The 14,948-nt window shown below is 37.3% G+C and carries 12 protein-coding genes; 5 read left to right on the forward strand and 7 right to left on the reverse strand.

Annotation, left to right across the window (positions count from 1 at the left end; genetic code table 11):
• The first annotated feature begins 167 nt into the window (after positions 1-167).
• The 4 genes from V7S76_RS11705 to V7S76_RS11720 are packed head-to-tail and all read left to right on the forward strand — an operon-like array spanning position 168 to position 6,942.
• The gene (locus V7S76_RS11705; RefSeq protein WP_459510299.1) at positions 168-3,263 is read left to right on the forward strand and encodes a SusC/RagA family TonB-linked outer membrane protein; all 3,096 of its coding nucleotides are present in this window, start codon (positions 168-170) and stop codon (positions 3,261-3,263) included.
• An 18-nt stretch (positions 3,264-3,281) separates the two neighbouring features.
• Entirely contained in the window at positions 3,282-4,787 is a 1,506-nt protein-coding gene (locus V7S76_RS11710; RefSeq protein ID WP_459510301.1) for a RagB/SusD family nutrient uptake outer membrane protein, read from the forward strand.
• Positions 4,788-4,804: 17 nt separating this feature from the next.
• Positions 4,805-6,088 (forward strand): PKD domain-containing protein, encoded by a 1,284-nt coding sequence (locus tag V7S76_RS11715; protein ID WP_459510303.1) that lies wholly within the window; start codon positions 4,805-4,807, stop codon positions 6,086-6,088.
• Complete coding sequence (locus tag V7S76_RS11720; protein ID WP_459510305.1) at positions 6,088-6,942, forward strand: glycoside hydrolase family 16 protein; 855 nt, start codon at positions 6,088-6,090, stop codon at positions 6,940-6,942. Before V7S76_RS11715 ends, V7S76_RS11720 begins: the two co-directional genes overlap by 1 nt.
• Before the next feature lie 219 nt (positions 6,943-7,161).
• Here the strand turns inward: V7S76_RS11720 and V7S76_RS11725 are convergent, their stop codons facing one another.
• The 7 genes from V7S76_RS11725 to V7S76_RS11755 form a co-directional block, all read right to left on the reverse strand.
• Entirely contained in the window at positions 7,162-7,917 is a 756-nt protein-coding gene (locus V7S76_RS11725) for a LytR/AlgR family response regulator transcription factor (RefSeq protein WP_459510306.1), read from the reverse strand.
• Positions 7,914-8,924: a sensor histidine kinase gene (locus tag V7S76_RS11730; RefSeq protein ID WP_459510307.1), complete on the reverse strand. Its 1,011-nt coding sequence runs from the start codon at positions 8,922-8,924 to the stop codon at positions 7,914-7,916. Before V7S76_RS11730 ends, V7S76_RS11725 begins: the two co-directional genes overlap by 4 nt.
• 20 nt (positions 8,925-8,944) lie before the next feature.
• Entirely contained in the window at positions 8,945-9,946 is a 1,002-nt protein-coding gene (locus tag V7S76_RS11735; protein ID WP_459510308.1) for a hypothetical protein, read from the reverse strand.
• Positions 9,947-10,055: 109 nt separating this feature from the next.
• Positions 10,056-10,979 carry a polysaccharide deacetylase family protein gene (locus V7S76_RS11740; protein WP_459510309.1) on the reverse strand — a complete coding sequence of 308 codons (924 nt, stop codon included), beginning with the start codon at positions 10,977-10,979 and terminating at the stop codon, positions 10,056-10,058.
• Positions 10,980-11,027: 48 nt separating this feature from the next.
• Complete coding sequence (locus tag V7S76_RS11745; RefSeq protein ID WP_459510310.1) at positions 11,028-13,370, reverse strand: TonB-dependent receptor; 2,343 nt, start codon at positions 13,368-13,370, stop codon at positions 11,028-11,030.
• 144 nt (positions 13,371-13,514) lie between these two features.
• Complete coding sequence (locus V7S76_RS11750) at positions 13,515-13,787, reverse strand: DinB family protein (RefSeq protein WP_459510312.1); 273 nt, start codon at positions 13,785-13,787, stop codon at positions 13,515-13,517.
• 11 nt (positions 13,788-13,798) lie between these two features.
• Positions 13,799-13,969 carry a hypothetical protein gene (locus V7S76_RS11755; RefSeq protein WP_459510313.1) on the reverse strand — a complete coding sequence of 57 codons (171 nt, stop codon included), beginning with the start codon at positions 13,967-13,969 and terminating at the stop codon, positions 13,799-13,801.
• A 433-nt stretch (positions 13,970-14,402) separates the two neighbouring features.
• Between V7S76_RS11755 and V7S76_RS11760 the strand changes: the two genes are divergently transcribed.
• Entirely contained in the window at positions 14,403-14,849 is a 447-nt protein-coding gene (locus V7S76_RS11760) for a winged helix-turn-helix transcriptional regulator (RefSeq protein ID WP_459510314.1), read from the forward strand.
• Positions 14,850-14,948: the final 99 nt, after the last annotated feature.

The following is a 14,948-nucleotide window of genomic DNA, read 5'->3' on the forward strand; positions in this document are numbered from 1 at the left end:
AAAAATAATCCTTGATGTAGTATTGATGAGTTAAAAAGACGCTCAAAAATTGTCTAAATCTATCTTTGATGTAGTAATGATGTAGTTAATAATTATACAATGAGAAAATGGTTTTCGAATTTCGTCCCGTTAAAAAAATCAAAAATTTCACTTTAAAACACAATTTTATGAAAGTACAGTTTAAAATAGTGTGTTGCTGTGTTTTTCTAGTCTTGTTGGTGACGAACGTCTTTGCTCAAAGTCTGAGTGTGAAGGGGACCATCACGAATAAAGAAACAGGGGAAAAGCTTATTGGGGCAACCATTTCAATTGATGGCACAAGTAAAGCGGCCACCTCAAATGAAAAAGGGGAATTCTCCATTAGTGCCTCCAAGAATGCAGTCTTAACCATCACACATGTTGGGATGCTTCCTTTCAAGTATACCTTAAAAAATTCTTCTAACCTGGATATTGCCCTAGAAGAATCCAATAAAGATTTGAATGAAGTTGTTGTGATTGGTTATGGATCACAAAAACGAAAAAATCTCTCCACTTCCATTTCGTCAATCTCTGCCAAAGAAGTTGCGGCTACGCCAGTAGCTGATGCCGCTCAAGCCTTGCAAGGTAGAGTAGCAGGTGTTACGATTGTTCAAGGAAGTGGCGCTCCAGGTGGTACAGGCGGAACATCTATTAAAATTAGGGGTATTTCTTCCTTGACAGGAACAAACAATCCTTTAATTGTTGTGGATGGTTATCCATTGCCAGACCAAGGGGCTGACAATATTCTGAACTCTTTTGGTACTGGTGACATCGAAAGCATCGACGTTTTAAAAGATGCGGCAGCAGCGTCTATTTATGGAGTAAGAGCTTCTAATGGGGTTATTCTTATCACGACCAAAAGAGGAAAATCGGGGAAGGCTAATATCAACATTGATATGTACACTGGTTTGCAGGAAGCATGGCAATTGCCATCTATGCTAAATGCAAGAGAATATGCTGTCATTAATACAGAAGCTAGAATTGCCTCAGGATTAGAGCCAATTTCAAAATTAAAAGATGCGAATGCAATCGAAGGTATTTATGGAAAAGGATTTGATTGGTTAAATCAAACCTTTCGTAAAGCAGCCATTCATAACATCAACATGACCGCTACAGGAGGATCCGATAAGGCATCTTATTTGCTTTCTGCCGGATATTTTAAGCAAGATGGTATCATTGATCAAACGAATGTAGAAAGATTTAATCTACGATTCAACGGAGATATTCAAGCGAATCGTTGGCTAAAAATAGGCAACTCTTTGTCCATGAATAGATTAATCGAGCACAGTGCCGATACCTACTCCCCATTTAATTCGGTTATTTTATTAGCCCTTATGGCACCTCCGACGGTTTCTTCAACGAATCTTGATGGAACTTGGGCGGGCGGTAATGGTAGCTTAGACGGCTTTAATGAACCAAATCCTATTTATCAATTATATGTTCCAAAAAATGAATTTACCAAATACCGTATCAATGGTAATATTTTTGCTGAGGCCACATTTTTAAAAGACTTTAAGTTTAAAGTATTATTGGGAGGAGACTTTAACTATTACAACCGAACAAGCTTCAATCCTGCTACACCTTCTACGGGAGGAAGACCTATTAGTATTTCGGGCTATTCTGTTCAAAATGGACTTAATCCGGATTATCTAGCAGAATTTACCTTAGCGTATGATCATACATTTGCACAAGATCATCATGTCAACGTAGTCGGTGGATATACTTTTCAAGAGAATCAATATTCATTTTTGTTAGCAGGTAGAGGAGGGAATTTTGCTCAATCGATCCCAGCATTAAATGATATTGTTTTTAGACCTACTGATATTTCACAAACGTATAATGCAAGTGAAAATGGTGTTAGTAGCCGCTTGATTTCTTATTTTGCGCGTGTAAATTACGATTTCAATAACAAATATTATGCTGGATTCTCCATCCGAAGAGATGGTAGTTCCAACTTTGCACCAGCCAATAAATTTGCCGTTTTCCCCTCTTTTTCAGCTGCTTGGAGAATCAATCAAGAAGATTTTATGAGCGATGTTAGCTGGATTTCGGATTTAAAATTGAGAGCAAGTTATGGATTTACGGGTAATCCAAATGTAGCTGGATTTGCTTATTTACAGTCGGTGAATCAGTCGTTCCAATATACGTTTGGTAATTCAACTTCCTCTGGAGGAATCGTTGGGGGTGCTGCTCCTAGCAAATCGTATAATCCCGATATCAAATGGGAGAAAAATGAACAATTAAATATCGGTTTAGATGGAACTCTTTGGAATGGAAAATTAGGGTTTGCTTTAGATGTTTACCAAAGAAGATCCAAAGATTTGATTTTATACGTGGCGCCACCTTACCTTTCAGGAACGTATGAAGCGGTACCTTTTAACACAGGTACCTTACAAAATAGAGGTATCGACATTAGTTTAAATTCCAAAATCGTAAATTCGAACAAATTCATTTGGACCATTTCGGCTATTGCTTCGACCTACCAAAATGAGGTAATTTCTTTAGGACTTTCTGCTCCATTGGATGGATCATTTGCTAGAATAACAGGTGGCTCATTGAGAACAACCCAAGGTATGCCGGCAAGCTATTTCTTCGGTTTCGTAACAGATGGAATTTTCCAGTCATACGATGAAATTAAAAATCATGCTGTTCAAACGGCAGGAACGAATCCAGCAACTTCAACTGCACCGGGAGATATCAGATTCAAAGACTTGAATAATGACGGTGTCATTAACGACAAGGATCGTACCAACATTGGTAATGCGAATCCCAACTTTACGTACGGATTAACGAATACATTATCCTATAAAAACTTCGATTTAACCGTATTTATTCAAGGTTCTGCAGGAAATAAAGTATTAAATTTTACCCGTTGGTATACAGAGGGAGGAGTTAGTAATGGTAATTATTCCAAAGAAGCCATTAATCGTTGGACTGGGCCAGGGTCGAGTAATTCTATGCCAAGAATGACATTAAATGACCCGAATGGTAACAACCGAGTTTCAGATCGCTTTGTAGAAGATGCTTCCTATGTCCGTTTGAAAAACGTTCGTTTAGCATATAATCTTCCTTCTGCGATTGCGAATCGCTTCAAATTTAATAAAGCAACGTTTTATGTAAGTGCACAAAATGTATTCACCTACACGAAATATACTGGAATGGACCCTGAAGTAGGGGGTGGCGTTGATATAGGATTTTATCCTCAAGCTAGAACTTTTACAGCAGGTTTAAACTTTGATTTTTAATCTATTAAGGTATAAAAGATGAAAAAGAATATATTTAAAATAATAGTTGCTAGTACCATGTTACTAGCCTGTAAAGACGAAATGTTAACGATTGATCCTGCAATCCCGATCAATTCAGTGGACAACTTTTACAAAACGGAGGCAGATGCTATTGCTGCAGTAAATGCAACTTACACTCCTTTATCAACCATCTATAATGGATCTGCTTGGCACTTAGGAGATATCATGAGTGATGACTCTGATCTTGGAGGCGGAGGCGGTGGTGATGGTGTTGAAGTGCTTGAATTAGACAACTTCAGCGTCACATCGTTTAATCCCATCATTAACGTTATGTGGTCTCAGTGTTATTTTGGAGTTTTAAGAGCCAATATAGTGGTGGAAAAAATTCCATCGATTTCCTCTATGAGTCCTACTTTGCAAGCTAGAGCCATCGGTGAAGCCAAGTTTTTGCGCGCCCTTTATTATTTTCATTTAGTCCGTTTATTTGGCGATGTACCCATGTACACCAAAGTCATTACCGCTGAAGAGGCTGCAGGCATTGCTCGAACACCTAAGGCAGATGTTTATAAACAAATCATTGAAGATCTTAAAGCAGCAGAAAAAGTTTTGCCAGCAACCTATGGTAGTGCCGATAAAGGTAGGGCCACAGCAGGAGCGGCGAAAGGAATTTTGGCCAGCGTTTATTTGACCATTGGCGACAAAGCAAATGCGGCAGTAAAGGCAAAAGAAATTATTGATAATAAAAATGCGTATGGCTACGACTTACATGCGGATTATTCGGACAACTTTAAATTGGAAAACGAAAATGGCAAAGAAAGTCTTTTTGAGGTACAATTCAGAAGCGGCGGAGGCACATGGTCTATTTATGGTGCAGGAACACCCATGAATACATTTTTTGGCCCTCGTGCTCAAAACATTGTTCCTGAATCAGGTTATGGTTTCAACGTCCCGACCAAAGATTTTGTTGATCAATATGAAAAATCTGGGGCAAGTTATGCGACCATAATTGACAAACGTAGAAACAGATCTATTTGGATTCCGGGGGATGTGTATGGTTCATATACCCAACCGACTTCTTTGGTTGGTTCGCCGAATGGATTTAACGTAAAGAAATTCTTTATCCCAATTGAAAACCAAACAGGTGATGATGGTCAATGGAGAAGTGCTTTGAATGTTCCCATAATGCGCTATGCAGAAATTTTACTTATCTATGCGGAAGCCGCTGGCCCAGCAGCCGGAAAGGCAAGTCTCGACTTAGTTAGAGCTAGAGCAGGATTAGCTCCCATTGCAGCAGGGATGTCAGATTCTCAATGGTTAAGTGCTGTTTACAAAGAGCGAAGACTAGAGTTTGCTTTTGAAATGCATCGTTGGTATGATTTATTGCGTCATCCGGATTCAAATTACTTTGTAAATGTGCTGAAAGCAGCTGGCAAAACGAATGTTTCCACAAAGCATCGATATATGCCAATACCTCAAGGGGAACGAGATAAAAACTCCAATTTAACTCAAAACGAAGGCTATTAATTTTAAACATGACGAAGATGAAATTCTCAAATTATCTATATTTTGCCTTATGCTGTAGTACTATTTTCGTACTTAGTCAGTGTAAGCCAATGGACCCTGAATTATACGGTAATGCCTCTACTGCGAGCTTTACCTTTACTCAGGCAGCACCCGGTGATACGTTGCCATTTGTTCCAAAAGTGACTTTTACCAATAACTCAACGGATGGATTTTTGTATCAGTGGAACTTTGGCGATAACTCTGCTCTATCAGCAGTTGCCAATCCTGTTCACACTTATAAAGTTGGCGGTAATTATACCGTATCTCTTACTTCGGTGGGAACCAATGGAAGTAATTCTAAAAGTGCAACAGTCCCTGTTTCAGACGCGAGCTCCAATCCATTTTTCAAAAATTTAACCAATGGTTCGTTTAGTGAATGGACATGGAGCAATGACGCAGATGCCATAAAAGTACTTTCTCCAGATGGTAATGATGTGTATTTTAGTGGAACTCCAGCAGGATGTCAAGCAGATGATATCTATAAGTTTTCAGCAGATGGGACTTTCTCTTACGATGCGAATGGAAGTACTTTTGATGTGGCTGCTGGTTATTCTTGTGTTGGACCAAAAGACAATGCTAGCAAGTTCAAGGTTATTGCCAAGTCTGGATCACCAACAAGAATTCTTCTGAACAATCCTACAGTAGGTAGATCATTTATTGGAACAACGGATTTAAAAGAAAAAGATGCTTATACCGTTACGACGTATGGTGAAAATAACATGACATTGAGATCAGTCATTGAAAATTCAGGCGGAGTTCTTATTGAGACTAAGTTAATTCGAGTGGTTAAATTGACTCTGGATGATATTAAGCGAATTTTAACGGGAGGTAGTTCGAAAAAATGGCGCCTAGATCCATCTGCTGGAGCAAATCCTATTGTGGTCGGAACGGAAGACGCTCCTTCCCAATATTATGGTGGAGGTCCTTTAGATACGAATTGCCAGTCGGATGACGAGTACACGTTCTCGGCAAACAATACATTGACCTATGATGCAAAAGGATCGACCTTCGATGCAAGGGCTGGATATACTTGTGCTGGCGATTTATCGTTCAATCAATCATATACGTTTAGTGCCACTTCTCCTGGATTAGCAGGTTTAGCAACCATCCAACTTCCAGTAGGAAAAGGGTTCATTGGTGTAACGGACGTGCCGGGTGAAAACACTTACAGAATCATTGAAATTAGTAATAACAAAATGGTTTTGAGAGCGGGCAATGGTTCGGGAACAGTTTTCCAATTCAAGTTTATCGCAGTTAATTAATGATGAAAGAGTTAGCAGGCAACAAAAGAAGCATATTTGTCCTCTTTGTATTCATTTCTTTGGGAATCATGGGTTTTAAAAAACCGAATGTTACACCAAAACATGCTAGGGTTTCAGACAAAGTTTATACGTTTGAAAACACACCTATCTGGTCAGATGAATTTACAAATGCTGGGGGATTAGACCTTAGTAAATGGGGCTATGATCTTGGTGGAAACGGATGGGGAAATGGAGAACTTCAGTATTATACCGAAGGGAAAAACCTACATATTCATAATGGTATGTTAACCATAGAAGCCAGAAAAGAAAATTTGGGGAGTAATCATTATACGTCTACCAGAATTTCTACCAAAGGGAAAGGCGATTGGTTATATGGAAGATTTGAAATGAAGGCCATTGTCCCAACTGGCAAAGGGACTTGGCCAGCATTCTGGATGCTTCCTACCGACAATGCATATGGAATTTGGCCTAATTCAGGTGAAATTGACATCATGGAACATGTGGGGTATGATCCTAATCGAATTCATTCTACGGTTCACACATTGGATTTCAATCATATGAAAGGTACACAGGTAGGGAATCAATTGAGCATTCCAACGGCTACTACTGATTTTCATGTATATCGAGTAGATTGGACTCCGGATTATATTAGAGGATTTATCGATGACAAGCAATATTTTGAATTCAAAAATTCGGGAAAAGGCTTTGGTGCTTGGCCGTTCAATAAACGTTTTCACCTTTTGGTCAATCTCGCTGTTGGTGGAGGCTGGGGAGGTAAAGAAGGCGTTGATCCTTCGGCTTTTCCTGCGGAATACAAGATAGATTATGTGAGAGTCTATAAAATGAAAGAATAATCCATTGAGTAATGGAAAAAGAAAGCCTCAGGAAACTGGGGCTTTTTTTGTATCCTCGGATGGAATCTGTGGAGAGAGGATACAATCGGCATGCACATCTACATGTCCTCTCCACGGATTCCATCCGCGGTTATGCATATTTAACCCCTTCGGGGTTGCGGTACACACGTTGCAACTCCAGCATCAATTAGCCTGAAAGGCTGTAATGTGCATAACCTTCTAATTATCCAACCAATTTTTAAAATCATTTACTCGCTCTCGGCTCACTACGTTGGAATCGCCCTGCAATAATTTTGTGGTTATCGAAAGTCTGCCGTTAAAATAGGTAGTCACTTTTTCAATGGCTTTTATGTGAAGAATTATTTTTCTATTGATTCGAAAAAAATCTTCGGGTGATACGGTGTCTTCAAGTTGGTCAAGTGTATAAGCAATGGCATAGCGACGGCCTTTGTTTGTTATCAAAAATGATAGGCTATCGTGGGTTTCAAAGTGGTGAATTTCATCTGTTTGGATACTATCAATACGCTGCCCCGATTTGACCAAAAACCGAGTTTTATATTTCTTATTTAGTTGTTGATAAGCGATGGTAATATTATCAATGAGTTGTTTTTGTGGGATTGTTTGTTGTTTTTTAAATTTTTCAATAGCAAATATTAAATCATTCTGCGAAATGGGTTTAAGTAAATAATCAACACTATTTTGCTTGAATGCTTGAATAGCGTAGTTGTCATACGCAGTGGTAAAAATGATCGGAATTTCTGTTTCAATTTTGTCAAAAATTTCAAAGCTGTTGCCATCTGCTAAATGAATATCCAAAAAGAGCAAGTCGGCTTGTAAGCCTTCTTCAAACGCCTTCAAGGTTGCCTTAACCGAATCTAAGTATTTCAACACCTCAATTTGGCTATCAACCCGTTTCAACAACAGCGTTAGATGGTCAGCAGACAGCTTTTCATCTTCAATAATTACAACGTTCATAGTCTTGAAATTAATGGCAATGTTACCTTGAAAATTTGATCCGTATCATTTACCTGTATCTTTTCATCTGTAAAAAATTGATACCGAACTTCCATGTTTTTTAAACCTGTTTGCGAACTTTCAGCTTTATCACTTCTGGGTTGAATAGGATTTTGGATAATCAAACGATTATTTTCGGTGAAAATACGAATATACAAGGGCTTTGCTTGTGACGTTTCATTGTGCTGAATGGTGTTTTCAACCAATGTTTGCAGGCACATAGGCAGCAAATATTTTTGTTTATCAGCCTGATCAATCGAAATGTCAAATGAAATGTTTTGGCCAAATCGGATTTTCAACAAATAAATATAATGTTCTAAAAACTCCAACTCTTCTTGCAAACTGGCAAGTTCGTTATTTTTATTGTCCAAAACATAGCGGTAAACTTTCGATAATTCATTGATAAACTCAATGGCTTTGTCTTGATTTTGATACACCAAAGAACTCAAAACACTTAAATTATTAAATAAAAAGTGTGGATTGAGTTGGTTCTTTAAATTTTGCAATTGAGCATTGATACTTTCAGTTTTGTATTTTTCGATCTCTATCAAACTTTGTTTCCACGCTTTAAAAAACTGATAACCAATGTCCATTGCTAAAATGGCAATCGTAACAAAAGTAGCAGGAATCAGTACTTGTCGCATTTTAGGATTCATTGCTTCATAATTTCCTGTTTTTAAAATATGAATAATAAACATTAAGATATACAATGAAAATAGGGTGTATATCAATGAGGTTAAAAATTGAGTAATTACCCGTTTTTTAGGCAAAATTGCCCAAGAATATTTTTTATTCAAGGATGCATCAATTCTCAAATTTCCTTCAATAATGACAACGGTAGCAATGATAATGGTGAAGAAAACATCATCAAAAAATGGCTCTCTTCTAAAAAATAAGGGTTTGAATAGGCTTGAAATGACCAAACCTAGGCATAGCATATACAGTATTCTGTTCTTTTTATCTTTCATTTTGAAATCGTAAATCGATACTACTCAACTATCTTTCTCAATAAAACCAAATTGTCCAATTTTAGATTAGAAGACCAAATAAAAATGGCATCTTTTGACGGATTGTCAAAAACATCAGCAATGTTGGTGTAAGATGATTTGTTATCTACACCAACGATGCTATTGGAAAAAGTGGTTGCCGATGGCCAGTTGGAATCATCAAATGTAGCAATGTTCCAATTGTTAGGTACCGCCCAATGTATGCCATAACTATTGGCTGCTCCAACGGATGAATTACAGTTAGTTGATAAACGAGAGTTACCACTTTCAGAAAGGCAAGCTAAATCGGAAATAGGTGAAATGTAATACGTTTGAGCCTTCCAAGTATTATCTGTAATTCCAACTATACTTCCCGAAGCATTTTTAAAGAGTGCTACAAAACCACCATCGCCAATATAATTGGATGAATTTCCTTGCTTCTCTGTGCCCAGTCCAAGATTCTCTTCCCAGTCGACACATTTTACGGCAACCGTAAAAGGTTTTTTTACTTTAAAACGGATAATACAAGAGTTGAAATCGGTATAAGGAACAGGGTCTTTGCCAACTGGAACGCCATTGACATACATTTCAAAATAATTATCTCCAAAAATATAGGCTGTAAAAATCTCTCCATCAGCATCCACGGTTACAATATTATTAATCGAAAGTGCCGCAGTGGCGGTCGCGCTATTGGCATAATTATATCCCGAAACGTAAGAATTGTACAAATCGGATGCAAATGGAAAGGATGTATTGGTAAAATTAACCTCGGAAGGCAGCGCCCACGTTTTGTTATCTGTTGAAGGAATTGTTCCCAATGCCGCAACTCGAATCCCTGATGGAAATAAATTGGCGCTAGTGGTAGTTCCTGCCCCTTGTGTGACCGAACCTGTGCCTTTGTATTCACTAGTTGTAACGATTGCAGTTTGTTCGCAACTTATAATACCCATCAAGGTTATTGCCAATAGGGTCAAAAGGCTGATTTTTGATTTACTAAAATTCATACTGATCAATTTGAAAGTTAAAACCGCACTTTATAAACCACATTCGGAAATAAGGCAAGCTGTTTGTTGTATTTGTTTCCTCGCTTTATCAAAACACTTGCGGCGCATATTAATTTGCCAATACAAGTGTTTTTCCTGCCAAAACAGAATAGACTACGTGGTTAATTTTAAAGAATACAGTCAATGAACTTGGATTGTACACGATGTTTTTGTCAACAGAAAACGTTAAATTTCGAAATGCATGTAGGTAATCCACCAAGTCTATTTGAGAAGAATAATAAATATCAGGATTATTTGACAATAGTTTGAAGCATTTATTTGTTTCGTCCCACTTGTTTTTTAATTCCCAACTATGCCCCCAAATATCCAATACGGCTAAATCTTTCGTGCTATTAAAATCATTGATTATTTGATAAAAATGGGCTAATTCTTTTTTGTCATTTTCGGTATCATTGGGTTTCCAAAAGGCTTTTGCAAATAAGTGTACGGTTGGATGCCATTTTAGAAAATCCTCTGGAATCTTAAAATTATATGAATCCTCAACGGTTCTGGCATATTCAATGCCCAATCCCTTGATGGCATCAATAACCATGTCGTTATGATTACCAAAAGGATATGCCATTCCTCTGACAGGATAACCCACTAATCGTTCTAATGCTTTTCTATCCTCTACCACTTCATAGACCACGTCATTTTTTGTTAATGCAGTCAAAGCAGGATGATCAGCTGAATGAACGGAAACCTCATGTCTTGCAAATAGCTGTTTAATTTCTGCTTTATTCAAATAATCATTCGTGCCTAATTTATTAGAATTAAGGTGAAATGTTCCAATTAAGCCATAATTATCCAAGAGTTTCACCAATTGTCTATCCTCTGTTTTTCCATCATCAAAACTAAGGATCAAAGCCTTTGTTTTCCCTTGTGGAAAAAGCATTTCGATTGGTAATCCACTTTTTGCAATGGACATATCTGACTGGGCTTTAGTCGCATTTATGGAGAGTAAAATTGCGAAAACGAAAATAATTAGTTTCATTTTTTAGAAATTTGTAATTAACATAATTTTTCAAACTTTTTAAGATTACTAAAACTGCACTTTATAAACCACATTCGGAAATAAGCCAAGCTGATAATTCGTTTTTATTGAGTTGCTTCCACCATTATACGATTGAGAAAAAATATTTTTGTGATTCGTAATATTCTGAATATCCAATGAAATGGTTTGCGATAATTTTCTTTTGGCACTGTTTATGGTATAGCCCAGCTTCAAATCCATCCTAAAATAATTGTCATAAAAGTCGGAAAAAGCGTTGTTTGAAAGCACTTCCCGCCCTTCGGCATTCGATGCAGTTAAATTGATAGGCGTATATGCTCTTCCGCCTGCGTTGGTGTATTTGAAGTCTAGACTAAATTTGTTTCTATTGCCTATTGTCCACTCTTTTCCTGCCAAAAGATTAATGACATGTTTGCCATTGAAAGCCGTATTGTGTTCAACTCCATCACTACCTTTGTATTTTGAATCATACAAAGAAGAAGTAAACAAGGCATAATAGCCTCTGCTGAAAAACTTTTCGATGGTAAGTTCCACCCCATAATTTTTTCCAGTGCCAGCATTCGTCAAATTATCTTCCAAATCTGTTTTGAAACTAGCTCCTGTATTTAGCATGGAATAAGAGCTTGAAAAAGTATTTACGGGTACATCATATAGCGACTGATAATAGGCTTCTGCTTTCAAACGCCAATCTACAAAAGGTTGTACATCATAACCCAGGACAAATTGATGGCTTTTGGTAAAATCTAAGTTTTTATTGTTGTAAGAATAAGAAGCGTCGGCGTTTTGAGTTTGCAAGAAATACACATTGATGGGCTGCATTTGGGCATGAAGTCCATAGCCAAAACTCAACGTACTGTTAGGCGTCACATCGTATTTTAAGCCAAATCGAGGTTCGAGCGAAGTCGATTTATTCAAGAAAAAATACTGAGAATGTATCCCCGCATTCAAGGTCAATTTGTCGCTGAAACTATATTTGGCGTGGGCATAAGCTTGTGTTAGATTGGTGTAGCTGTTATAATCCCAAATTTGTTTCCAATTGGAGTTGATATTTTGCTTTGTTCGGTAAAAAAGATTCAAGCCGATCAATTCATCTTGAACGCCTATTTTTAGAAAAAGTGTTGCGTTGATTTTTGCATGATAACTGGTCGAGAAGTGGTAACTCGTTTTAGCTACATTGTTTTCTTCTTTGGAATAATATTCGTTGGTAACACGGTCGCTACCATAATTAACTTGGTCAGTACTTGAATAGCTTAGCCCAACTGTTGAACTCAAAAAGCTATTTTTGTTCAATTGTTTGAAATGATTTAAGCCCACAATTCGGATTTTACTACTCAAATCATTTCCATCTTTTCCGCCATATAGAGAACCCGAATTTCCTCCACTAATATTAATGCTGCTTGATGCCAAAATACCAAAAGTGGAAAATTTACCCCATTTGGTATTTCCGCTGTTTAGTTTGAAGGATAAATCGGAATAACTTGGCGTGGCAGTTGTTCCAATATCTACTCCAACAGCCTGTGCAACACCTGCCAAGGCATAACGATATCCGACCAAATAGGAGGATCCTTTCTCTTTGCTGATGGGCCCTTCAGTAGTAGCTTCCAAACCTGTTATAACACCTGCTTGTACCGTAGTTTCTCTTTTTTGCGAATTTCCATTTCTAAAACCCAAATCAAAAACCCCCGAAATCGCATTCCCATATTCGGCAGGCCAAGCCGAGGTGAAGAAGTCGGAACTTTTCAACAGGTTGGTATTCAAAGCACTTACCGCCCCGCCAGTAGTACCAACAGAAGCAAAGTGATTGGGATTCGTAACATTCATGCCATCGATTCGCCATAAAACTCCTACAGGCGAGTTACCTCTAATCACAATGTCATTTCTACTGTCATCTGGGGCACTTACTCCAGCAAAATTTGCTGCCAAACGAGCAGGGTCACTTCGTCCACCAGCATAGCGGTTTACCTCTTCCATTGAGAAGGTTCTGGCACTGATGCTGGCTAATTTATTGACGGTATTGGCTTTGTTTGAGGCTTTTATAACAACTTCGTCCAGTAATCGCAAATCTTCTTCCATTGAAATATCCAATATCACTTCCTTTCCAGAAGTAACCACTACATTGGGTATGACAACATCTTTATAACCGATACAAGAGATTTCGATTTCATAGCGATTGGGGGCAATATTTGATAGCGCATAGTGCCCATTTACATCTGTCTGAGTGCCTAATTTTTCGGATAGCATCTGTACATTAGCACCAATAACAGGGCTTTGAGAAAGTTTGTCGGTTATTACTCCTCTAATATTTTGTTTGTTATTCTGTGCAAAAGATGCATTTGCGAACAGAAGAGAAAGAAAAATAAGGTAATATTTCATGCTTTAACGAGTTAGTTAGGCCGTAAAGCTAATTTTTGCCTTTCGTTTCAAGAAACACTAAACCTTTGAATTGTAGAAAAACCTTGTTGAATGGCATAAAAGGTTTTTTGTTTTAAAACCGTGCAAACACCTTTGAGCAATATTCTATTCATCAATTTGAATATCACCTACTCGAAATGACCATTCCATGTGTTTATCAAAATTTTGTCGTAAAAGTAGATTAAGTTGCGCTGTATGATGCTGTGTATGCCTCAGGTTATAAAGTAAAATTTCTAAAATAGGATAATCCATATCGCCTGGTTCGTCTCCTTCCTTGAAACGCTGTTTTATGGTTTCATCAGTTAACGAATGAATCAATTTTTTACATTTCTCTCGACTTATTTTTAAATAGGCCAAAATCTCCTGCTTATTGTACATTTTGTCAGGGATTAAATCCCCAATTGAATCTTCAGGTAAGTCTTTTGCGTCTTTTTGGGTAAAGGAATAGCATTGGGCTCTTTAGGGGATTCTAGTGGATAAATGGTTCCATCTTGCGCCTGGGTAGTGAACGCAAAGGCAGTTAAAGTTAGATAAATGAGGATTGGCTGAATTGTTTTCATGAATGATTAATAGGTTTGGAATGACAAGTTAATTATTTTAGTACTAAGTGTTATTCTTCTGTATTATTTTCGATAGATTTTGGACAAAATAACATGCTATCTAGCATGAATGATTATATCTAAATATTTGCTTTAGATGTTACCCTACAAAGACTTCACTTAGAGGACAATATCGAAAAAACGATTGTTTATCGATATGAAAAGAGTCCCACTTTAGAGGAGATCCGACCAATGTATGCTTCTTATGCATTCATTGGCCATATCCAAAAAGTTCTAAAATTGTATCAATTTAAAAATGTGACCTTTCATTTGGATGAGTGGGCAGGCGGACAAATATTCATTATTTTTCTTTTCATGAAGACCCTATTTAACGTGTGTACAAAACATATTTCTTTACATAATTTGGGAAAGAAAATGTAATTTTGCGATGGTTATGGAAAAGGAAACAAATGTCGTTTTTAGGTCTTTATGCCCAATAGCAACCGGATTGGATGTTTTGGGGGATAAATGGACATTACTGATCCTAAGAGATATGATATTTCTCCATAAATCGACCTTTAACGAATTCAAAGACGCACCAGAATTAATGCCTAGTAAAATGTTGTCGAATCGCTTAAAGAAATTAGAAGCCATCGGATTTATTTCTAGAAAAAAAGGAGAAACGAATAAGAAGAATGTCCATTATCTATTAGAAGAAAAAGGATTGGAAACGTTCCCCATTATGGTGGAATTAGCGCTATTTACAACTGATTATTATTATGATCACTTAGGTGAAACCTATACGGAAGTGGTAAAAACCAGAATGAAATTCGACAAAAAAAATTATATTGAAGAGATGATTAATGGCTATCGAATGTTTAAAGAGAATTTCATTTTTTAAAGAATTCGAACATGTCAAAATAAGGAGCCTCGGGTAATTTTACCGGAGGCTTTTTTGATGCCTTTTATTAATTTTGGACATTTTTCTTTTTAGTATCAA

The organism is Aquirufa sp. ROCK2-A2 (assembly GCF_054558485.1).

What these genes read in the sequence shown, in the direction of transcription:
- V7S76_RS11730 (WP_459510307.1), bottom strand. Translation starts at nt 8,924, where the DNA reads ATGAAAGATAAAAAGAACAGAATACTGTATATGCTATGCCTAGGTTTG.
- V7S76_RS11745 (WP_459510310.1), bottom strand. Translation starts at nt 13,370, where the DNA reads ATGAAATATTACCTTATTTTTCTTTCTCTTCTGTTCGCAAATGCATCT.
- V7S76_RS11735 (WP_459510308.1), bottom strand. Translation starts at nt 9,946, where the DNA reads ATGAATTTTAGTAAATCAAAAATCAGCCTTTTGACCCTATTGGCAATA.
- V7S76_RS11710 (WP_459510301.1), top strand. Translation starts at nt 3,282, where the DNA reads ATGAAAAAGAATATATTTAAAATAATAGTTGCTAGTACCATGTTACTA.
- V7S76_RS11720 (WP_459510305.1), top strand. Translation starts at nt 6,088, where the DNA reads ATGATGAAAGAGTTAGCAGGCAACAAAAGAAGCATATTTGTCCTCTTT.
- V7S76_RS11725 (WP_459510306.1), bottom strand. Translation starts at nt 7,917, where the DNA reads ATGAACGTTGTAATTATTGAAGATGAAAAGCTGTCTGCTGACCATCTA.
- V7S76_RS11740 (WP_459510309.1), bottom strand. Translation starts at nt 10,979, where the DNA reads ATGAAACTAATTATTTTCGTTTTCGCAATTTTACTCTCCATAAATGCG.
- V7S76_RS11760 (WP_459510314.1), top strand. Translation starts at nt 14,403, where the DNA reads ATGGAAAAGGAAACAAATGTCGTTTTTAGGTCTTTATGCCCAATAGCA.
- V7S76_RS11750 (WP_459510312.1), bottom strand. Translation starts at nt 13,787, where the DNA reads ATGTACAATAAGCAGGAGATTTTGGCCTATTTAAAAATAAGTCGAGAG.
- V7S76_RS11755 (WP_459510313.1), bottom strand. Translation starts at nt 13,969, where the DNA reads ATGAAAACAATTCAGCCAATCCTCATTTATCTAACTTTAACTGCCTTT.
- V7S76_RS11715 (WP_459510303.1), top strand. Translation starts at nt 4,805, where the DNA reads ATGAAATTCTCAAATTATCTATATTTTGCCTTATGCTGTAGTACTATT.
- V7S76_RS11705 (WP_459510299.1), top strand. Translation starts at nt 168, where the DNA reads ATGAAAGTACAGTTTAAAATAGTGTGTTGCTGTGTTTTTCTAGTCTTG.